The following is a 20,091-nucleotide window of genomic DNA, read 5'->3' as shown; positions in this document are numbered from 1 at the left end:
GGCCATAAAAATAATGAAAACGCTGAAAACCCAAGTCGCCATTATTGGTGCCGGTCCCTCCGGACTGTTGCTCGGCCAACTGCTGCACAACGCCGGTATCCAGACCCTTATCCTGGAGCGCCAGAGCGCCGACTACGTGCAAGGCCGCATCCGTGCCGGGGTGCTGGAGCAAGGCATGGTCGACCTGCTGCGCGAGGCGGGCGTCAGCCAGCGCATGGATACCGAAGGCCTGGTGCACGACGGCTTCGAGCTGGCGCTGGACGGGCAACTGACCCACATCGACCTCAAGGCGCTGACCGGCGGCCAATCAGTGATGATCTACGGCCAGACCGAAGTCACCCGCGACCTGATGGCCGCCCGTGCCGCCGCTGGCGCCACCACCCTGTATGAAGCGCGCGACGTGCAGCCCCATGATCTTAAAAGTGATCGACCCTGGCTGACGTTCGAGCATCAAGGCGAGGCGTTTCGTCTGGAGTGCGATTACATCGCCGGCTGTGATGGTTTCCACGGTGTGGCGCGCCAGTCGATCCCGGCTGAATCGCTGAAAGTATTCGAGCGCGTCTACCCCTTCGGTTGGCTGGGCATCCTCGCCGACACCCCGCCGGTGCACGAGGAACTGGTGTACGCCAAGCACGCCCGGGGTTTCGCGCTGTGCAGCATGCGTTCACCGACGCGCAGCCGCTATTACCTGCAAGTGCCGGCCGAGGAACCCGTGGATGAATGGTCGGACGAACGCTTCTGGGCCGAACTGAAAATGCGCCTGCCCAACGACCTCGCCGAACAGTTGGTCACCGGCCCATCCATCGAAAAAAGCATCGCGCCCCTGCGCAGTTTTGTGGTGGAACCGATGCAGTACGGGCGCCTGTTCCTGCTCGGCGATGCGGCCCATATCGTGCCGCCCACCGGGGCCAAGGGCCTGAACCTGGCGGCCAGCGACGTCAGCACGTTGTTCCGGATTTTGCTCAAGGTGTATCGCGAGGGACGGGTGGACTTGCTCGAACGTTATTCCGCCATCTGCCTGCGCCGGGTGTGGAAGGCCGAACGGTTTTCCTGGTGGATGACCTCGATGTTGCATCAATTTCCCGAGTCCGACGGCTTCAGCCAGCGCATTGCCCAGAGCGAGCTGGAATACTTCATTCACTCCGAAGCCGGACGCAAGACCATTGCGGAAAATTACGTCGGGCTTCCTTACGAAGCTATTGAATAGCCTGCTATCGTATCGAGCATTCCTGCGGGCCGCCTTTTCCCGCAGGCCCTGCTCGAAGGTTCTGCCGTGACTCAGCTCAATCAGCCCGCGCCACCGCTCCCCGCGGTGCGCAGTATTCTCGCCTCGTTGATGATGGCGATCTTCCTCGGTGCCTTGGACCAAACCATCGTCGCCGTGTCCATGCCCGCCATCTCCGCGCAATTCCACGACGTCAACCTGCTGGCCTGGGTGATCTCCGGCTATATGGTGGCGATGACGGTAGCGGTGCCGATCTACGGCAAGCTCGGCGACCTCTACGGGCGGCGGCCGATGATGCTGATCGGCATGGGCCTGTTTACCGTCGCTTCGTTGTTCTGCGGCATGGCCCAGAGCATGGAGCAACTGGTGCTGGCGCGGGTGCTGCAGGGCATCGGTGCCGGGGGGATGATCTCGGTGAGCCAGGCGATCATCGGCGACATCATCCCGCCCCGTGAGCGCGGGCGCTATCAGGGCTATTTCAGCAGCATGTACGCGGTGGCCAGCGTGGCCGGGCCGGTCTTGGGCGGCTACATGACCGAGTACCTGTCGTGGCGCTGGGTGTTCCTGATCAACCTGCCCTTGGGCGCCGGCGCCTGGTACGTGGCCCATCGCACCCTGGTGGGGCTGCCGGCGCCGCAACGCAAGCCCATCATCGATTACCTCGGCACGGTGCTGATGATCATCGGCCTGACCGCCTTGCTACTGGGCATTACCGAAATCGGCCAGGGCCATCATTGGCGTGACAGCCAGGTACTGGGGCTGTTGGCCTGCGCGCTGGTGGCGTTGACGCTGTTTGTCTGGCACGAGCGCCGGGCGCGCGAGCCGTTGCTGCCGATGCATCTGTTTGCCAATCGCAGTGCGGTGCTGTGCTGGTGCACGGTGTTTTTCACCAGTTTCCAGGCGATTTCCCTGACGGTGCTGATGCCCCTGCGCTTTCAGACAGTGACCGGCGGCGGTGCCGACAGTGCCGCCTTGCACTTGCTGCCCCTGGCAATCGGCCTGCCCATCGGCGCCTATTCCGCCGGGCGCCTGACCTCGGTGACCGGGCGCTACAAACCGATGATCCTCAGCGGCGCGCTGTTAAGCCCTCTGGCGATTCTGGGCATGGCCTACAGTGCGCCTCAGGATGTGCTGCTGACCGGCATATTCATGCTGTTGTGCGGGATTGCCGCCGGTATGCAGTTCCCCACTTCTTTAGTCGGCTCGCAGAACTCGGTGGAACAACGGGACATCGGGGTCGCCACCAGCACCACCAACCTATTCCGCTCTTTGGGCGGGGCGGTGGGGGTGGCGTGCATGTCGGCGTTGCTGCTGGCGCTGTTGCAGGACTCCAGCTTCGCCCACCTGGCCAGCGGTGCGCTGGTGGCCGAGGGCAGTTCTGGCAACGTGCTGTTGGATGGCCTGAACGCCGCCCCCGGCGCAGCGCAGAACGCCCTGCGCGGGGAGTTGGGGGACACGTTCCGGCATTTGCTGATGGTGAGTGCGGCGATCTCGCTGCTGGGGTTGGCGGCGGCGATCGCGATGCCCAACCGCGTGCTGCGCGGGCGAGACGACAAAACCCGCTGACTGACACAATAGAGACCTAATGTGGGAGGGGGCTTGCCCCCGCTCGCCACAGGGGAACTCCCACATTTGAATGCATTCCAGTTCAGATCAAGGGCTGTAGTACCCCACCGCAACCATGAAATGCCCGGCCTTGCGCACATACGCATGTTTGTTCTCGACCTTGCCGGTCACCGGGTTCTTCCAGCGGTACTTGTATTCCCCCTGGTCCTGCTCGGCCATCAGCTTGAGGATCGGCTCGCCCACCGGCTTGCCGTCGGGGTCCTTGATCTTGCTGAAGTCGGTGTTGATCAGCCGCAGTGTGGTGCCGTGGGCCACGTAGCGTTTGCTGTTCAGATCGACCACAAACACATAGAGGTCATCCTGCAGGAATCCCCCTTGCAATGAGTTGATGGCCTTGAGGGTGCCGGTTTCATCCTTGAGCAGTGCGTTCACCGCCTTGTTGCGCAGCGCGCGGGCCTGTTCCGGGGTGGCACGCGGCAGGTAATAACCCACGGCCAGGATGCGTTCGCCGACCCGCTGGTAAAACACATGCTTATGTTCGACCTTGCCGTCGTTCCAATTCTGCCAGCGGTAGTCGGCCTGCTGGATGCCCTGGCCTTCCGGCACCTTGAGCGCCTCCTTGAATGACTGGCGCAACTCCGGCCCGAGTACCTCGGACACATCGCGGCCGATCAGCGCGGAGGAGGGGCCGCCGCTGGCCAGCAACACGCCTTGGGTATCGACCACGAATACGTAGCGGTCCTGGTCGACAAACTCGCCCTGGCGACTGAACGCCGCGAAGGCCTTGTCACCGTTGGTCTGGTAATAGGCCAGGGCTTTTCCCAGCAAGGCCTTGGCCGCCTGGGCGTCCTCATCCTGAGTCGTTGCGGCGTGCACCTGGCTGAAACACAACAGCAGCAGCCAGGTGATGCGGAGCAATCCCTTCATGTTCCGTCCCTCATTATTATTGGTGTGACCACAGCGTAGACCGCTGTGGCTCAAGGCGCCGCCAGCCATTGGCTGACGATACCGTCATAGACACCGGTGGCCACGCTCAGGTGCAACCACTGGTCGACATAGCTTTTCCAGGCCACATCGTCACGGGGCAGCAAAAAGGCTTTTTCGCTGTATTGCATCTGCCGTTCCGGGTTGACCGCACACAGCCCCGGCTTGAGTTTCTGCTGGTACCGCGCCTCGCTGGCGTCGGTGATCATCACATCCGCCTTGCCGGCGAGCAGTTCGTCGAAGATGGTCACGTTGTCGTGCAGGCGGATTTGCGCCTGGGCCAGGTGGGCGCGCGCGAATATTTCGTTGGTGCCGCCTGCCGGTTCGATCACCCGCACCTGGGGCTGGTTGATCTGCTCCACGGTCTGGTAGCGCTTGACGTCGGCGCAACGCACCAGCGGGATCTTGCCGTCGACCCCGAGGGACTGGCTGAAGAAGGCTTTTTTCTGACGCTCCAACGACACCGAAATACCGCCCACGGCGATATCGCAGCGCTGGGCGAGGAAGTCCGGCATCAGGGTTTTCCAGGTGGTGGGCACCCATTGGATCTTGGCGTTGAGGCTCTTGGCCAGGGATTCGGCCATGGCAATGTCGATGCCTTCATAGCTGCCATCGGCGCGCAGCGAGGTGTAGGGCTTGTAGTCGCCGGTGGTGCAGACGCTCAGGGTGCCGCGCTCAAGCACCTGGTCAAGACGCGAGGGCGCGGTGTCGGCCAGGGCAGAGGTGGCCAGGCTTGCCAGTACGCACAGGGTTATCGTTGTTTTCATGCGATCGGGTCCTTGGGGCATGCTCGGGGGCGGTCATTATTTCCAGCAGGACGGCCAGGTAGCAAGGGGCGGCAAATGTTTAGCCAAGTTGCACCCAAACTCCGTCAACCCTGAATTTAAACACCTATGCAGGCGTGTGACGCTGGCGCATCTCCATCATTGTGATTCACCCATGGACGGCTGCCTCGACACTCATCCTGCGACATTGCCGTCCGAGCTCGCCTTCTGGGCCCTGTTTCACTGCCGCCACGCGCGCCCGCCAGACTCCCTTCTCCTACGCTGATTTTCTCCATGGATGACGCACGCTTGTGCGCGCCTGCCTGAAACAAACGTACGAGAACCCCCCATGAGTGTTTTTGCCAGCCTGCACGAAGCCCACGCCTTCCTTGCACAGCACCCGGACATCGAGATGTTCGAGCTGTTTATCCTCGACAACAACGGCGTGCCGCGCGGCAAGTTGCTGCACCGCGACGAATTGCTGGCGGTGTATGAATGCGGGCGACCGCTGCCCAGCACCATCCTCGGCCTGACCATTAATGGCGACGATGTGGAAAATTCCGGGCTGGTGTGGGAGGTGGGCGATATTGACTGCCGCGCCTATCCGATCAGCGGCAGCCTGCAGCGCATGCCGTGGCGGCTGATCCCGACGGCGGCGGTGCAAGTCAGCATGCACCCCACCGAAGGCCTGCCCGCCACCGTGGCCGACCCCCGGCATGTGCTGGCCAAGGTAATCGAAGGGTTGAATGCCGACGGTTATTACCCGGTGATGGCGGCGGAGTTGGAGTTCTACCTGCTCGACCAGAAGCCCGACAGCAATGGCCGCCCGCAACCGGCGCGAGACGCGGACGGCGGTCGCCCGCGTTCGACACAGGTCTACGGCCTGCGCGAACTGGAGCAGATCGAACCGTTTCTCGCCGACCTTTACAGCGCCTGCAAACTGCAAGGCATTCCGGCGCGCACGGCCATTTCCGAATACGCCCCAGGCCAGGTGGAAATCACCCTGGAACACCGCAGCGATGCTCTGCAGGCGATGGACGAAGCGGTGCGCTACAAGCGTCTGGTCAAGGGCGTGGCGCATAAACACGGCATGGCAGCGTGCTTTATGGCCAAGCCCTTCGATGACCTGGCGGGCACGGGCATGCATATGCACGTCAGCCTGGCTGACGCCGAGGGCAACAACCTGTTCGCCAGTGCAGCCGCCGACGGCACGCCACTGCTGCGCCACGCCGTGGGCGGCATGCTCAGCACCTTGCTCGACTCACTGCTGATGTTCTGCCCCAACGCCAACTCTTATCGGCGTTTCCAAACCAACAGCTACGCGCCGCTGGCCGCCACCTGGGGCGTGGACAATCGCACCGTCAGCCTGCGCGTGCCAGGCGGGCCGGCCAACTCGCGGCATATCGAACACCGTATCTGCGGCGCCGACGCCAACCCGTACCTCGCCGCTGCCGCGATCCTCGCCGGTATCCACCGTGGCATCCGCGAACAACGCGACCCCGGCGCCCCGGTGGAAGGCAACGGCTACGCCCAGGCCAAGGAATTACTGCCCACCGACTGGCTCACCACCCTGCGTGCGCTGGAGGCTTCAAGCTGGGCGCGGGAGGCGTTCGGCCCTGAGTTCCTGGGGGTGTACCTGGCGGTCAAGCGTGCGGAGTACCGGCAGTTCATGGGCGAAGTAGGCGAGCAGGATTGGCGTTGGTATCTGCATCAGGCGTGAGTGCTTTTATGCTGGCGAGGGTTTCGACCTTTTTTTCACGTTGCAGTCGTTAAGCTGCGAATCAAGGTCGTTCACTCCCGTTCCAGTCACATGAGCCTGCGATGTCGCCACAACCTCCATCCTCCATCGAGATCGAATACGCCGAGCGCTGCGACCGTGAGCACGCGAGGGTTTGCGGTGACACGCGCCCGCCCGGCGTGCGCCAGCGCCTGGCCTCCTGGCGTGATGCCCGGTTGGTGCGGCATGCGCTGAAAGTCGCTGGCGAGCCGGGGCTGATCCTCGATCTGGCCTGTGGCTCGGGGCGCTTCTGGCCGGTGTTGGCCGAACACATCAACCGCGTGATCCTGGCCTCGGACAACTCCCAGGACATGCTCGACCACGCCCGCACCCACCATCCGGCGTCCTTGCTCAAGCGCGTCAAGACGTTTCAGGGTTCGGCGTTTTCCATCGGCTTGTCGGCGAATGCCGTGGACTGCATCTTCTGCCTGGAATTGTTTCGTCATGTGCCCAACAGCGAAGGGCGCATGGCGTTGCTGCGCGAATTTCATCGGGTCAGCCGCGACACGGTGATTGTCTCGGTGCAGTCGCGTACCGCCGTGGAAGAGGAATTTCGTCAAGCCGGATTCAAGGTCTTGAATCAACAGGAATTCGTGCCGGGCTCCAGCCTGTGGCGGGTCTACGTTCTTCGTAAGAAAGGATAACTCCCGCTTGTCGGACTATTCTTCATCTCCTGTCTGAGTTTTCATGGTTGCCTGTGCACTGCGGATGCTCGCTAGCCCCGTTCGCGATATATACTGCGCGCCATTCTTCAAGGGAGAGCCGTGTGGCCATCGATATTCACTGGATCTGCGACAACGATAGCCTCGGCCAGCATTGCGCCGAATGGCAGCAGTTGCCATTCGTCGCCCTCGACACCGAATTCATGCGGGTCGACACCTTTTATCCCATTGCCGGGCTGATCCAGATCGGTGATGGCGTACGCGCTTATCTGATCGATCCCCTGACCATCGACAACTGGCAACCCCTGGCCGCCTTGCTGGAGAACCCGGCGGTGATCAAGGTGGTGCACGCCTGCAGCGAAGACCTGGAAGTATTGCTACGCCTGACCGGCAGCCTGCCAGTGCCGTTGTTCGACACCCAGTTGGCTGCCGCTTACCTGAACCTTGGCTTCTCCATGGGTTACTCGCGCCTGGTACAAGCCGTGCTCGATATCGAACTGCCCAAGGGCGAGACCCGCTCGGACTGGCTGCAGCGGCCACTGTCCGAGACTCAGGTGAGCTACGCCGCCGAAGACGCCGTGCACCTGGCCGAGGTCTACATTCGCCTGCGCCCGCAGCTGTCTGACGATAAATACGCCTGGGTCCTGGAAGATGGCGCCGAACTGGTCGCCAACCTGCGCCGCGAAGTCGACCCGTACGAGGTGTACCGCGACGCCAAGCTGGCCTGGAAACTGTCCCGCGCGCAGCTCGCCGTCTTGCGTGAACTGTGCGCCTGGCGCGAGCAGCAGGCCCGCGCCCGCGACCTGCCGCGCAATCGCATCATTCGCGAACACTCGCTGTGGCCCCTGGCCAAATCCCAGCCGGACAACCTCGTCGCCCTGGGCAAGATCGAAGACATGCACCCGCGTACCGTGCGCCAGGATGGCCAGTTCCTGCTGGACCTGATCAAGCGTGCCGGCAGCGTGTCCATGGACCAGTGGCCGCCGGCCGTGGCTGAACCGCTGCCGGTGGACGCCGCCACGCTGATCAAGCAACTGCGCGCCCTGGGCCAGACGTTCGCCGAACGCCTGGAGATGGCGCCGGAACTGATGTTGCGCAAGAAAACCCTCGAAGCCCTGGTTAAAAGTGGTTACCCCGATGGGCCTTATAAATTGCCAGACTCGCTGCGTGGCTGGCGCCGCGAGTTGATGGGCCAAGCGCTGCTCGACAGCCTGGCCACTGCCGGAGAACAGCCTTGAAACGTATTTGCTCCATCTATCGCAGCTTGAAAAAAGACGGCATGTACCTCTACGTGCTCAAAAGCGACGCACTGGAGCGCGTGCCGGAACCGTTGATGGTTGCGTTCGGCAAGCCGCACCACGCCTTCGACATGGTGCTGACGCCCGAGCGCAAGCTGTCGCGCGAGGACATCCTTGTCGTGCTGGAAAACCTCGACAAGCAGGGCTATCACCTGCAAATGCCGCCGGCCGAGGACGAGTACATCGAGCACTTGCCCGAAGAGCTGCTGCGTCGCAACGATCCGATGTGATCGACCAGTGCCCCGCCCGGGGCACATGTTTCAATGGAATCGTATTAGTGGGCGGTGGCCGTAAGGAAGCGGGCGGCCGTCTGCACTGTTTTTGAAAGGTTTGAACCATGCGTGTTCTGATTGCTGAACAGGATCACCCGCTTTACGCCCAATTGCTCAATGAAGCGGCGCCGGACCTTGAGGTGCTCACCAGCGGCGACTCGGCCGAACTGTCGCGCCTGGCCGGCGACTGCCCGGTCTGGCTGGGCCAACCGGACTTGCTGGCCACCTTGCTGCGCCAGGGCCACCAGCCGCAGTGGCTGCAATCGACCTGGGCCGGCATTACGCCGCTGCTGGCCGAAGGCTTGCCCCGCGACTATCGCCTGACCCGCGCCGTCGGTATTTTTGGCCAGGTCATGGCCGAGTTTGTCCTCACCTACATGCTGGGTCACGAGCGCGAAGTACTGGCGCGACTGGTCAGCCAGGTCGAGCGCAAGTGGGACAGCCGCACGGGCCAGAGCCTGGCGGGGCGCAAGGCATTGATCGTGGGCACCGGCGATATTGGCCGCAGCGTGGCAGAGTTCCTCGTGCCGTTTGGCGTCAAGCTGTACGGCATTGCCAGTACCGCGCGGGAACAAGCGCCGTTTATCGAAGTGGCCGGCCTCGACCAACTGGGCCGGTTGGTGGGGGAGGTGGACTACGTGATCAACCTGCTGCCCAACACGCCCAACACCCACGACCTGTACGACGCTGCGCTGTTCAAGCAATTCAAGCCGACTGGCTTGTTCATCAACGTCGGGCGCGGTGTGGCAGTGGTGGATGCCGATCTGGTCGAAGCTTTGAAAGAAGGGCACCTGGCCGGCGCGGTCATCGACGTGTGCCGCCAGGAACCGTTGCCCCAACGCCATCCGTTCTGGACCGCCTGGGGCCTGCTGTTGACCGGGCACAGCTCCGCGCCGACCTCGCCGTCGATGATGGTGGAGTTGTTCCTGGAAAACCTACGCGCGTACAAAGCCAAGCAAGCCTTGCGTGGGGAAGTGGATTTCGAGCGCGGTTACTGAGCCGACGCGGGAAGAAAATGTGGGAGGGGGCAATCCCCCCCTCCCACATTTTAAGATTGCGTCAGTTTCAGAGGCTGAAATCACCTTCTGACACCAGCTCGCTCAGCGGCTTGCGCGGGCTTGGTACTTCACGGCCTTGCAGGTACTCGGGCAGGGTCGATTTGTCGCCCAGCTTGCCGACCGCAACGGCGGCATGCAGCGCATAACCCTCTGGAATCTTCAGCTCCTTGCGGGTCAGCTCCTGATCAAAGCCGGCCATGCCGTGGGTGTGCCAGCCGCTGAGGCTGGCTTGCAGCGCCAGGTGGCCCCAGGCCGAGCCGGTGTCGAAGGTGTGCCACAGGGCGGGGGTTTCTTCCGTGGCGCCGGGGGCGATGAAGTCGGTTTTCGAGGCGATGATCACCAGGGCCGACGCATGCTGTGCCCAGCCACGGTTGAATTCATTCAGCAGGCCCAGGAAGCGCTCCCAATCCGGCGTGTCACGGCGTGCGTAGAGAAAACGCCAAGGCTGCGAGTTGTACGCCGACGGTGCCCAGCGTGCGGCTTCGAAGAAGCTCAGCAAGGTTTCCTGCGGGATGCTCTCGCCGGTAAAGGCGCGGGGCGACCAGCGTTCGGTGAATTGGGTGTGGATCGGGTAATCGGCAACGCGTGTCATGGGCAGCTCCTGATCGTCAATTCGGCGCTCAAAGCTACTGCGCGCCCGCTAGACTGACAAGTCTTGTCATACCGGCAGTCGTAAGCGCTTGGCCCCAGGGGCCTTGGGCACTAGACTGGCGGCCTTTTCACCTACCGATACTGATGTAGAGCCATGGCCGCCAAAGTCGAACCTTTCTGGATACGCAAAACCCTTGAACACCTCGACCAGGAGGAATGGGAGTCGTTGTGCGACGGCTGTGGCCTGTGCTGCCTGCAAAAGCTTGAGGACGAAGACGACAACAGCGTCTATTACACGCGCATCGCCTGCAAACTGCTGGACCTTAAGACCTGTCAGTGCACCGACTACCCCAACCGCCGCGCCTCGGTGCCCGACTGCATCCAGCTCACTCCCGGCCAGGCCGATCAGTTCAAGTGGCTGCCGCCCACCTGCGGCTACCGCCTGGTCAGCGAGCGCAAGGACCTGCCGCTGTGGCACCACCTGGTCTGCGGCGACCGCGATGCGGTGCACCATGAACGCATTTCCCAGTCCGGGCGCATGCTCAGCGAAGGCAGCGTGCCCGAGGACGACTGGGAGGACTACCTGATCTTCCGCGCGGGCTGAGCAAGGAGTGTGTATGAGGGCGGGAACCAAGCTGGCGGCAAGCCTGGTGTTGCTGGCGTTGAGCATGCCTGCGTGGTGCGCGAAGAAAGTCGACCTGGATTATCACGTCAAGCTGCTGCCCCAGAGCGACCAGGCCGAGGTGCGGGTGAGCCTCTCCCAGGGCTCGGCGGTGCGCAGCCTGAACTTTGACCTGGGGCGCGATGGGGACTATAGCGACTTCAAGGCCGACGGCCAGTGGAGCGTCACTGAGCACCGTGGCCTGTGGCAGCCCAGCGCCAGCAAGGCCAGCCTGACCTACCGTGTACGCCTGGGCCAGGCGCGCAAGCCGGGTATTTATGAAGCGCGGATGACGCCGAGCTGGGCGCTGTTTCGCGGCGAAGACCTGGTGCCCCCGGCGCGCCTCGACCAGCAGGACGGTGTTGAGCTGGTTTCGCGCCTGGTGTTCGAACTGCCGGCCGGCTGGAAAAGCATCGAAACCGCCTGGCCGCGCATCGGCAAGAACAAATTCCGCATCGACAACGTCTCGCGCCTCTTCGACCGGCCTACCGGCTGGATGCTCGCCGGCACCCTCGGTAGCCGCCGTGTGCGTCTGGGGGAAACCGAAGTCACCGTGGCCTCTCCCAAAGGCCAGGCCATGCGGCGTATGGATGTGCTGACGCTGCTGACGTTTGTCTGGCCTCAAGTGGAAGCCGCATTCCCGCGTCATCCGGCCAAGCTGTTGGTGGTGGGCGCCAGCGACCCGATGCGCCGTGGCGCGTTTTCGGCACGCGACTCGATCTACCTCAACAGCCGCACGCCGCTGGTCAGCGAAAACGGCAGCAGCCCGTTGATCCGTGAAGTGGTGCAGGCGATTGGCCGCTTCAACGACCACGAGACCAGCGACTGGATCAGCGAAGGGCTGGCCGAGTATTACGCCATCGAACTGCTGCGCCGTGCAGGCGGAGTTACCGATGAGCGCTATCAGGCGATACAGGCGCGGTTGACCAAGGAAGGCAAGGACGTGAACAGCCTGCGCGGCGAACACGTCAGCGGCGCGACGGTGTCACGGGCGGTGGTGGTGTTGCAGGAGCTGGACCGCGAGATCCGCGTGAAAACCCACAACAAACGCTCCCTCGATGACCTCGCGCAAGCGGTGATGCGCGCCAACAGCATCACCACGGCGGAGTTTGTGCAGTTGGCCGAGAGCATCATTGGGGAATCGTCGGTGGTACTGGACAGCAAGCTGCTGCGCTGAGCCCTCGCCATACACAAAACAAAAGGTGGGAGGGGGCTTGCCCTAATGCCATGTAGGAGCGAGCTTGCTCGCGAAAAACGTCAACGATAACGCGTGCTTCCTGAATGAACGCGGCGCCTGTGAGTTTTTCGCGAGCAAGCTCGCCCCTACAAAAAGCTGAATCTAACCGGTGGTTTTAACCGCTTTCTCAGCCGCCACTTCCGCCTTGGTCTTCAGGTTTTTCAGTTCTGCACCGGCACGCTCGATCTTCGTGCGCACGCTGTTCATTTCCTGGCGGCCCTGTTCCAGCTTGTCTTTAAACGCACTGTGCCCGGTAAAGCCGCGTGCCAGTGCCACACCGCCGATCGCTACCTGAATCAGGCCGAAAATCCCGCCACGGCGCAGGCCTTTGCCCACCATCATTACGCCACCGGCCACTGAGCCGATGCGTTCCCAGCCATGCACGTTCTGGGTAGGCTGGGTTTGGTAGGGGGTGTGTTCGATGATAGGTCGCAAGGTTTTGCTGTCGCTCATGATCTGTCTCCAACAAGGGCAAGTGTCTGCAGATGACTGCGCGCAGGCGCCGGATGTTCCCAAAAAATCAGTACTTGGGGCCCGAGCGGGTGTTGTTGCCCTTGGCCAGGCGGTCGTAGAGCACCACGTTGACGGTTGCAGCAAGGTTCATGCAGCCAGTGGTCGGGATGTACACGACGTCTTCGCACCAATCGCGGATGTCTTTATCCAGCGACCCGTCTTCAGGGCCGAAGATATACAGCGCGCGGTCGGGGTGGGTGTATTCGGGCAGCGGACGGGCGCCTTCCACCAGTTCCACCGCGACCGGGATGCAGCCCAGGGGCAGGATCTTCTTCAGGTCATCGATGCCGATCAGCGGAATGTCGTGGTGGACCTTCTTGGTGTCGGTGATGAAATCCCGCGCGCGCTCGTAACGCACGCCGGTGTAGAACACCGAGGCCACGCCGTAGCAGCCGGCGGCACGCATGACCGAACCAACGTTTTCGGGGGATTTGGGGTTATACAGACCGATGCAGCTGTAGCGTTTATTGCCCACGGGGAAGGGTGCCTTGGAGAAAAACGGCGATTATACGGCTTGAAGGTGATGTATTGCTTGGGCTAACGCTATCGGGAGCAAGCCCCCTCCCACATTTGAAAGTGTTCACAACTCAAAATGTGGGAGGGGGCTTGCTCCCGATGAGGCCATGACAGGCGACGACAATCTTCAGTCGTCTTTCTTCATCAGCCCCGCCAACGCCGCAAACGGGTTATGCGTGGCCTTGGCGATCGTCGGGCTGCTGGTGGAGCCTTCGCCGAAGTACTGCTGGTCGGTGTAGCGCGAGTGTTCGTTGTCGTGGCAGTACAGGCACAGCAACTCCCAGTTCGAGCCATCCTGGGGATTGTCATCATGATTGTGGTTACGGTGGTGTACCGTCAGTTCACTCAAGCGCTTGCCGGCGAATTCGCGGGCGCAGCGGCCGCACACGTGGGGGTACATCTTCAGGGCTTTGTCGCGGTAGCCCATTTCCCGGTCGCGCTGGGCATCGGCAAGGATGCGGTCCAGCTTGGCGGTGTGGGAGGGCGGGTTGGTCGAGCTCATCATGGCTCCTGGCTATTTGGTGGTCACGGATGTGGTTGATTCTAGCCGTTGGCCGTGCAATTGGCTGCGGCTTTTTAAGCACCGTCTGCGCAGTTCACGATTGTGCTTTGCCCTGAAACAATCGGTACACCAATGCCTGCGCCAGCGCGGCCGTCAGCACTCAAACTTTGTGTAGTATCGAGCGCCCCGATCAGCAGATAGTAAAGGTACGTGATGCCCGTTATCCCCCCTTCGAACACGACGCTGCCAATAGGCCAGACTATGCCTGCCAGCGAGGGCAACCGCCCGTCGTCAAAACGTTCCATTGACTTCAGCTCGCTCAATAGCGAGAGAGACCTGTTCCGGCCTGTTCACGGCGCATCATCGGAAAAAGCGCTGTCGCCCCCACCTAAAACTGTTTCGGTCGACACGGGGCGTTCTGTGACGCTCCATGGAGGCGACTCGACGCTCTCCACACAATACCTCTCCTACTCCTCGGCGTTGGCAGTGCTTTCGAACTGGAATGGAAACACCTTCGAAATGCGTACGTTGATGAACCTGACTGGGAGCAGTCTGAGCCATTGTCGGGATGCCGAGGATATCGACAAGCTTTTCGATACGCTCAAGCCATCCCTGGACGGCGGCGCAAAGGTGATTTGGGTCGGAGGGCTGGACGCTCAGACGGATTCCGCATTGAGGAGGGGCCTGGAGCAAGAGCACGGCGGACGTCAGCCCCTATTGGAGTTATTGGAGACTCCGGGTGTGTCCACCATCATTGCCGGCGCCAGTGGCGTTGAGGTCATGGCAGACGGAAGCTTTACCTTGGAAAAAAATATAGGCCGAGGCGAGCTGAACGAGCAGGAGGTACGCGGCCTGTGTCACTTCGCGTGAAACAGGCGGGGTGAAGTGGTTAGCCCTTGAGCTTTTCCGCAACCCAGATGGTGTGCCGGGTGCCCTTGTTGCCGTGGGCAAACACCTGCACTTCCTCGGCCTTGAAACCGGCCTTGCGCAGTTTGTCGCTGAACAGCTTGTCGGCGCTGGCGGACCATACCGCCAGTACGCCTTTGGGGCGCAAGGCCTTGGCGCAAGCGGCCAGGCCACCGGCTGAATAGAGCCAGCTGTTGGCCTTTTGCGTAAGGCCTTCGGGACCGTTGTCGACGTCGAGCATAATCGCGTCAAAGCCCTGGGGCTCGGCCTGCAGCACCTTGGCCACGTCTTCCATGCGGATCACCGTGCGCGGGTCCAGCAGTGGGCGGCCGGCCTTTTCCCCCAATGGCCCACGGTTCCACTCCACGACACCGGGCACCAGTTCCGCCACCACCACTTCGGCGGTCTTGCCCAGGTGCTTGAGCGCCGAGGCCAAGGTGAAGCCCATGCCCAACCCGCCGATCAATACCCGCGAACCCGGCCGCCCCGCGACCTTGCGGCAAGGGATTTCCGCGAGTGCGTCTTCGGAGCCGTGCATGCGCGTGTTCATCAACTGGCCGCCGTCACCGCCCTGGATCTTGATGACAAAGTCTTCACCGTATTCGAACAGGCACAAGGCACCGCCGTTGTCGGGGATCGGGGTGGTGTCCAGCAGAACGAAACGTTTCATGGAAATCTCATTGGGAAGGGCATTCTTGCGCGGTTGGGAGTAGCCTTACGACATTCCGGTCAGGCCATGGAGCCATCGATGAAGTGCAGCATTCTAACGGTCATTGTGTTGAGCGCGCTCGCATTGGGTGCGGCGCAGGCTCAGGAGTTGCAAACCGTACCGGTGGCGCCGGCACCTACCCCAGGCGCACCGGGCACTCCAACGCCGACGCTCTACCCGCAAGTCACGCCACCGGTCGTGCCCAAGACCAACGGCTCGCCACCCCTGGCACCCATCGTGCTGCCAGCGCCGCCGAAGGACCAGACGGTGCCCGGCCTGCAGCAGAACGACAGTAAGCCAAAGACGCCTGGCGGCTAGAACTGTTGGGAGAGTAATTGCCCATCGGCCATGCGCAGGCGCTTGGACAACGCGATGGCGATTGCGCGGATGATCTTTGCCGCCACACGCGGCGTTTCATTGAGCATCTTTTCCAGCGCGTCCTTGCCCAGGTTCAACAGCACACAGTCACTGGCGGCCACGCAACTGGCGGAGCGCCGCTCGCCGTCAAGCACCGCCATCTCACCAAAGGCCCGGCCGCTGCGCAGGGTGGCGATGGTCAGGCGCTGGCCGGTGTGGTTGGTTTTCTGCACCGCCACCTGACCGCTGTGGATGATGCACATGAAGGTGCCGGCATCGCCCTCGAGGAAAATCACCTCGCCCTCGGCAATGCTGCTGATATTGAAATAGCCTGCGGCCACATGAAAATCTTCCGGCAACAACGGGTCGAACAGGCCGCAGTCCATCAGCATGTCGCGAATTTCGGTATTCATCAGGGTCGGTAGTGCCATGGCTGCAATCTTGGTCCATCAATCAGGAGGCGGTCCTGTGTTCAGACAGGGCCGCCCCGCTAAGTTCCTTAAATCAGCCCCAGCGCCTTGAACACAAATGCATATTCGAGTGCTACGTCACGTAATCCCTGGTAGCGACCGCTCATCCCGCCGTGGCCGGCACCCAGTTCGGTCTTGAGCAACAGCAGGTTGTCGTCCGTCTTGGTGTCGCGCAACTTGGCCACCCACTTGGCCGCTTCCCAGTACTGCACACGGCTGTCGTTGTAGCCGGCGATCACCAGCGTGGCCGGGTAGGCCTGGGCGCTGACGTTTTCGTACGGCGCGTAGGCCTTGATGCGTTCATACACTTCGGGCTCTTCGGGGTTGCCCCACTCGTCGTACTCGGTGATGGTCAGCGGCAATTCCGGGTCGAGCATAGTGTTGAGCACGTCGACAAACGGCACTTCGGCAATCGCTGCCTGGAACAGCGCCGGACGCTGGTTGAGCACCGCGCCGATCAACAGGCCGCCGGCACTGCCGCCGCTGATGGCCAGTTGCTTGGAGGTGGTCAGGCCTTCGGCGATCAGGTGCTCGGCACAGGCGATAAAGTCGCTGAAAGTGTTCTGCTTGTGTTCCTGCTTGCCATTGCGATACCAGGCTTCACCCAGTTCGCCACCGCCGCGCACGTGCGCAATGGCGAAGGCCACGCCACGGTCCAGCAGGCTCAGGCGTGCGTGGGAGAACCACGGGTCGAGGCTTTGGCCGTAAGCACCGTAGCCATACAGGTACAGGGGCGTCGGTTTGCCGAGCTGGTCGCGCTTGACCACCAGGCTGATCGGCACCTGGGTGCCATCGACGGACGTAGCCCACAGGCGCTGGCTGACGTAGTCATCGGCATTGAACACGCCGAGTACCGGAGTTTCCTTGAGCACCTGCTGCGCGCCGCTGGCCAGTTCCAGCTGGCGTACCTGGGCCGGGCGGTTCAGGGCTTCGTAGCGCAGGCGGATCTTGTCGCTGACGAATTCCAGGCTGTTCTGGACGTAGAGGCTGTAGGCGGCGTCGGGTAACTCCACGCGATAGGCCGGCATGCCTTGGGGGTGCACTTCGATCACCGGCAGGCCGCCGATGCGCAGGCTCAGGGTCATGGCGCTGACGTTCAGGCTGACGCCGTCGAGCATCACCTCGTCGCTGTGGGGGATCAGGTTCTGCCACTCATCCTCGGTCGGCACGTCGCCAATGTCGGTAGCCACAAACAGGGCGTAGTTGATGCCATCACGGTTGCTGCGGATAAACCAAGTCCACGCGCCATTCAGTTGGCCGTGGTCGACATCGTATTCATGGTCCTCGACCCGCGGTGCCAGGCAGGTGAAGTCCAGGTGCGGCTGGTTGGCGTCCAGCGCCCAGATTTCGCTGGTGGTCTTGCTGCCCAAAGCCAACAGCAGCTGGCGCTCGGAGCTGGAGCGGTAGCAGTGCAGGAAGAAACGTCCGTCCGGCTCGTGGAACACTTCCTGCGCCGCCGTGCCATCCAGGCGGTAGCGATACAGCTTGTGCGGACGGTGGGTGTCGTCCAGCTCGCCGAAGAACAGTGTCAGGCTGTCATTGGCCCAGGTCATGCTGCCGTCGCAGTTCTCGAATGCCAGTTCGCTGACTTTGTCGGTGGCCAATTCCTTCACGAACAGGGTGTAGATCTCTTCGCCACTGGTGTCGAGGCTGTAGGCCAAACGCTGGTGGTCGGGGCTGATGCTGAACGCGCCGAGGGAAAAGAAGCCGCCGTTGGCCAATACGTTCGGGTCCAGCAACAGCTCTTCGCTGCTGTCGTCCACCTGGTTGCTGTCGTCGGCCGGGCGGCGGCAGCGGTAGTGGCGGGCGTATTCGTCGCCGGCGGTGGTGCGCGTGTAATACAGGTACGGACCCCAGGGGGAGGGCAGGGACAAGTCGGTTTCGAGAATGCGGCCCTTGATCTCCTCGAACAGGGTTTCGCGCAGGGCCTGCTGGTCTGCGAGTTGCGCTTCCTGAAAGGCGTTTTCGGCCTTGAGGTAATCAAGCACTTCAACACTGTCGCGCTCTTGCAGCCAGGCGTAGGGGTCCTGGCCTGGGGCTTTACGGGCAATCGGGGCGGTCGATGAAGGCATGGAGCACTCTCTGTCTGGCGGAAGGTGGCAGGCATTGCAGCCGCGACACGCAAAAGCCGTTATCATAGCCGCCTGTTTGCCTACCTTGCCATGGACACCATGACCGAGAACGACTATCTGACCGCTTGGGGCCTATACGCCTTCGCCGCTTTGGGCTGCCTGTTGGTGTGGTGGCGCATGACCCGCTGGATCTGGCGCTGGCTGCGCGAGCCGCTGCAATTGCTGATGGCGGTGCTGCTGTTGAGCCCGACCATCGTCGATCCGGTCAAGACTCAGTTCGCGCCGGCCGTGGCCATCACCGCCCTGGACCTGGTGCTCAAGGTCGGCAATAACGCCTGGCGGGCCATTTCCGATTTGTTCATGTACACCCTGATCGCCTTTGGCGTGTACATCGTGTTTGTGTTGATCCGCTGGCCCATCGAGCGCGCGGCCAACGCCCGCCGTGAGCGCAAGGCCGCCACCGATGCCGCCTTGGCCGCCGAGCCTGTGGACGAAGACGATGAGCCTTTCCGCCGTCCTGCACCGGTGAGCGGTATGCGGGTCGAACCGCGCCTTTAACGTTGTCCGCCCTGCAGCGAGAGCCCTGGCATGTGTGAATTATTGGGCATGAGTGCCAACGTCCCCACCGATATCGTGTTCAGCTTTACCGGGCTGATGCAGCGTGGTGGGCGCACCGGTCCCCACCGCGACGGTTGGGGCATCGCGTTCTACGAAGGTCGTGGCCTGCGCCTGTTCCAGGACCCGGCCGCGAGCAGCGAGTCGGAAGTTGCCCTGCTGGTGCAGCGTTATCCCATCAAGAGTGAAGTGGTGATCGGGCATATCCGCCAGGCCAACGTCGGCAAGGTGAGCCTGGCCAACACCCACCCGTTCGTGCGCGAACTGTGGGGCCGCAACTGGTGTTTCGCCCACAACGGCCAACTGGCGGACTTCACCCCTCGCGCCACCTTCTACCGTCCGGTCGGCGATACCGACAGCGAAGCGGCCTTTTGCGACTTGCTCAACCGCGTGCGCGAAGCCTTCCCCGAGCCGGTGGACATCGAACAGATGCTGCCGGACCTGATCGCCGCCTGTGCCGAATACCGCAGCAAAGGCGTGTTTAACTGCCTGCTCAGCGATGGCGACTGGCTGTTTTGCTATTGCTCGACCAAATTGGCGCAAATCACCCGGCGTGCACCGTTTGGCCCGGCGCGCCTGAAAGACGTCGACGTGATCGTCGATTTTCAGGCCGAAACCACCCCCAACGATGTGGTGACGGTGATTGCCACCGAACCGTTGACCGACAACGAAAACTGGACCCGCTACGAACCGGGCCAATGGAGCCTGTGGCGACGCGGTGAATGCGTCAGCCAGGGCGTTACCGAGTAAGGATATCGACCATGTTGCTGAGCTATCTGCGGTTGGTGCTGTTTGCCATTGGCCTGTTGGTCGGCGTGCAAGTGCCGGGGTTTATCAACGACTACGCCAAGCGCGTCGAAGCCCACCTGATCGAGGCGCAGACCGGCCTGAGCGGGTTTGAAACCACCGCGCGGCAGTTCTTCAACGGTGACTTGAAGGCCTTGGTGGCGCATTACCGCGCCAGCGATGACCCGGTGTTCCAGAGCGACGCCAACAGCCTGGGCGCGATGCTTGACCGCCAGGTGGCGTTGGACAAGCAATTCCAGGCCATGCAAGGGCCGTGGTACATCCGCGCCCTGCAAGTGGCGGTGGCCGCCGACCCGGATATTCGCCTGGAGACCTGGAACGGCTACAGCTACCAAATCCTGCTCACCCCCGAAGCAATGGGCTGGGGCCTGGGCGGGGCGATGCTGCTGTCGTTCGGCCTGGAGTGCCTGTTCCGCCTGATCGACTGGGTGGTGCTGGGCGGCAAGCGCTTGCGCCAGAGCCGGCCGATTGAGGAGCGGGACCTGAAAGGTCTCTAAAGACCGCCCCTCCCACAGTTTTAATCGAGTTT

23 protein-coding genes are annotated in these 20,091 nt (G+C 62.3%); 14 read left to right on the top strand and 9 right to left on the bottom strand.

Annotated elements, in window-relative coordinates; genetic code table 11:
• Positions 1–22 precede the first annotated feature (22 nt).
• Entirely contained in the window at positions 23–1,207 is a 1,185-nt protein-coding gene (gene pobA, locus AD670_RS20850; protein WP_172681514.1) for a 4-hydroxybenzoate 3-monooxygenase, read from the top strand.
• A 66-nt stretch (positions 1,208–1,273) separates the two neighbouring features.
• Entirely contained in the window at positions 1,274–2,791 is a 1,518-nt protein-coding gene (locus tag AD670_RS20845; protein WP_053136682.1) for an MDR family MFS transporter, read from the top strand.
• Between the two features lie 87 nt (positions 2,792–2,878).
• On the opposite strand, the gene AD670_RS20840 is transcribed toward AD670_RS20845, so the two are convergent.
• Together AD670_RS20840 and AD670_RS20835 are read right to left on the bottom strand one after the other, a co-directional pair.
• Complete coding sequence (locus AD670_RS20840) at positions 2,879–3,718, bottom strand: cache domain-containing protein (protein WP_053136678.1); 840 nt, start codon at positions 3,716–3,718, stop codon at positions 2,879–2,881.
• A gap of 50 nt (positions 3,719–3,768) precedes the next feature.
• Positions 3,769–4,542 (bottom strand): transporter substrate-binding domain-containing protein, encoded by a 774-nt coding sequence (locus tag AD670_RS20835; RefSeq protein WP_053136675.1) that lies wholly within the window; start codon positions 4,540–4,542, stop codon positions 3,769–3,771.
• A gap of 346 nt (positions 4,543–4,888) precedes the next feature.
• Between AD670_RS20835 and AD670_RS20830 the strand changes: the two genes are divergently transcribed.
• From AD670_RS20830 to AD670_RS20810, 5 genes are all read left to right on the top strand, one after another.
• Complete coding sequence (locus AD670_RS20830; RefSeq protein ID WP_053136672.1) at positions 4,889–6,259, top strand: glutamine synthetase family protein; 1,371 nt, start codon at positions 4,889–4,891, stop codon at positions 6,257–6,259.
• A 101-nt stretch (positions 6,260–6,360) separates the two neighbouring features.
• Positions 6,361–6,960, top strand: a complete 600-nt coding sequence (locus AD670_RS20825; RefSeq protein ID WP_053136669.1) for a class I SAM-dependent methyltransferase — start codon at positions 6,361–6,363, stop codon at positions 6,958–6,960.
• A 122-nt stretch (positions 6,961–7,082) separates the two neighbouring features.
• A complete protein-coding gene (gene rnd, locus AD670_RS20820) occupies positions 7,083–8,216 on the top strand; it encodes a ribonuclease D (RefSeq protein ID WP_053136666.1) in 1,134 nt (377 codons plus the stop codon).
• Complete coding sequence (locus AD670_RS20815; protein WP_053136663.1) at positions 8,213–8,506, top strand: YcgL domain-containing protein; 294 nt, start codon at positions 8,213–8,215, stop codon at positions 8,504–8,506. The genes rnd and AD670_RS20815 overlap by 4 nt, the downstream gene beginning before the upstream one ends.
• A 107-nt stretch (positions 8,507–8,613) precedes the next feature.
• On the top strand, positions 8,614–9,546 hold the full coding sequence (locus AD670_RS20810) for a D-2-hydroxyacid dehydrogenase (RefSeq protein WP_053136659.1): 933 nt from the start codon (positions 8,614–8,616) through the stop codon (positions 9,544–9,546).
• A gap of 67 nt (positions 9,547–9,613) precedes the next feature.
• Here AD670_RS20810 and AD670_RS20805 read toward each other — a convergent pair whose 3' ends face one another.
• On the bottom strand, positions 9,614–10,198 hold the full coding sequence (locus AD670_RS20805; RefSeq protein WP_053136656.1) for a nitroreductase family protein: 585 nt from the start codon (positions 10,196–10,198) through the stop codon (positions 9,614–9,616).
• A gap of 153 nt (positions 10,199–10,351) precedes the next feature.
• Here AD670_RS20805 and AD670_RS20800 point away from each other — a divergent pair, with 153 nt between their 5' ends.
• Positions 10,352–10,801, top strand: coding sequence for a YcgN family cysteine cluster protein (locus tag AD670_RS20800; RefSeq protein WP_003172524.1), 450 nt, complete (start codon positions 10,352–10,354; stop codon positions 10,799–10,801).
• Between the two features lie 13 nt (positions 10,802–10,814).
• The gene (locus tag AD670_RS20795) at positions 10,815–12,035 is read left to right on the top strand and encodes a hypothetical protein (RefSeq protein ID WP_053136653.1); all 1,221 of its coding nucleotides are present in this window, start codon (positions 10,815–10,817) and stop codon (positions 12,033–12,035) included.
• Positions 12,036–12,197: 162 nt separating this feature from the next.
• Here the strand turns inward: AD670_RS20795 and AD670_RS20790 are convergent, their stop codons facing one another.
• The 3 genes from AD670_RS20790 to AD670_RS20780 all read right to left on the bottom strand — a co-directional run bounded on the left by AD670_RS20790 (position 12,198) and on the right by AD670_RS20780 (position 13,626).
• Positions 12,198–12,548 carry a DUF2892 domain-containing protein gene (locus AD670_RS20790; RefSeq protein WP_053136649.1) on the bottom strand — a complete coding sequence of 117 codons (351 nt, stop codon included), beginning with the start codon at positions 12,546–12,548 and terminating at the stop codon, positions 12,198–12,200.
• Between the two features lie 67 nt (positions 12,549–12,615).
• Entirely contained in the window at positions 12,616–13,083 is a 468-nt protein-coding gene (locus tag AD670_RS20785) for an RNA methyltransferase (RefSeq protein ID WP_053136646.1), read from the bottom strand.
• A 168-nt stretch (positions 13,084–13,251) separates the two neighbouring features.
• A complete protein-coding gene (locus AD670_RS20780) occupies positions 13,252–13,626 on the bottom strand; it encodes a YajD family HNH nuclease (protein ID WP_003210675.1) in 375 nt (124 codons plus the stop codon).
• A gap of 261 nt (positions 13,627–13,887) precedes the next feature.
• Here AD670_RS20780 and AD670_RS31505 point away from each other — a divergent pair, with 261 nt between their 5' ends.
• Positions 13,888–14,496 carry a hypothetical protein gene (locus AD670_RS31505; protein ID WP_156338286.1) on the top strand — a complete coding sequence of 203 codons (609 nt, stop codon included), beginning with the start codon at positions 13,888–13,890 and terminating at the stop codon, positions 14,494–14,496.
• A 19-nt stretch (positions 14,497–14,515) separates the two neighbouring features.
• On the opposite strand, the gene AD670_RS20765 is transcribed toward AD670_RS31505, so the two are convergent.
• Entirely contained in the window at positions 14,516–15,202 is a 687-nt protein-coding gene (locus tag AD670_RS20765; protein WP_053136638.1) for a spermidine synthase, read from the bottom strand.
• A gap of 78 nt (positions 15,203–15,280) precedes the next feature.
• Here AD670_RS20765 and AD670_RS20760 point away from each other — a divergent pair, with 78 nt between their 5' ends.
• Positions 15,281–15,559: a hypothetical protein gene (locus tag AD670_RS20760; RefSeq protein ID WP_034137387.1), complete on the top strand. Its 279-nt coding sequence runs from the start codon at positions 15,281–15,283 to the stop codon at positions 15,557–15,559.
• On the opposite strand, the gene AD670_RS20755 is transcribed toward AD670_RS20760, so the two are convergent.
• Both AD670_RS20755 and AD670_RS20750 read right to left on the bottom strand, forming a co-directional pair.
• The gene (locus AD670_RS20755) at positions 15,556–16,029 is read right to left on the bottom strand and encodes a cyclic nucleotide-binding domain-containing protein (protein WP_053136635.1); all 474 of its coding nucleotides are present in this window, start codon (positions 16,027–16,029) and stop codon (positions 15,556–15,558) included. The genes AD670_RS20760 and AD670_RS20755 overlap by 4 nt on opposite strands.
• Before the next feature lie 68 nt (positions 16,030–16,097).
• On the bottom strand, positions 16,098–18,140 hold the full coding sequence (locus AD670_RS20750; RefSeq protein WP_053136632.1) for a S9 family peptidase: 2,043 nt from the start codon (positions 18,138–18,140) through the stop codon (positions 16,098–16,100).
• 24 nt (positions 18,141–18,164) lie between these two features.
• Between AD670_RS20750 and AD670_RS20745 the strand changes: the two genes are divergently transcribed.
• Genes AD670_RS20745 through AD670_RS20735 form a run of 3 tightly spaced genes read left to right on the top strand, consistent with a single transcriptional unit; the run spans position 18,165 to position 20,059 of the window.
• Complete coding sequence (locus AD670_RS20745) at positions 18,165–18,698, top strand: hypothetical protein (protein ID WP_053136629.1); 534 nt, start codon at positions 18,165–18,167, stop codon at positions 18,696–18,698.
• Between the two features lie 30 nt (positions 18,699–18,728).
• A complete protein-coding gene (locus AD670_RS20740; protein WP_053136626.1) occupies positions 18,729–19,505 on the top strand; it encodes a class II glutamine amidotransferase in 777 nt (258 codons plus the stop codon).
• 11 nt (positions 19,506–19,516) lie between these two features.
• Positions 19,517–20,059, top strand: a complete 543-nt coding sequence (locus tag AD670_RS20735) for a DUF2937 family protein (RefSeq protein ID WP_027604263.1) — start codon at positions 19,517–19,519, stop codon at positions 20,057–20,059.
• Positions 20,060–20,091 lie beyond the last annotated feature (32 nt).

Origin of the sequence: Pseudomonas sp. MIACH (genome assembly GCF_001269925.1) — a bacterium.
Lineage (GTDB): Bacteria > Pseudomonadota > Gammaproteobacteria > Pseudomonadales > Pseudomonadaceae > Aquipseudomonas.
This window is presented reverse-complemented; position numbering and strand designations above follow the sequence as displayed.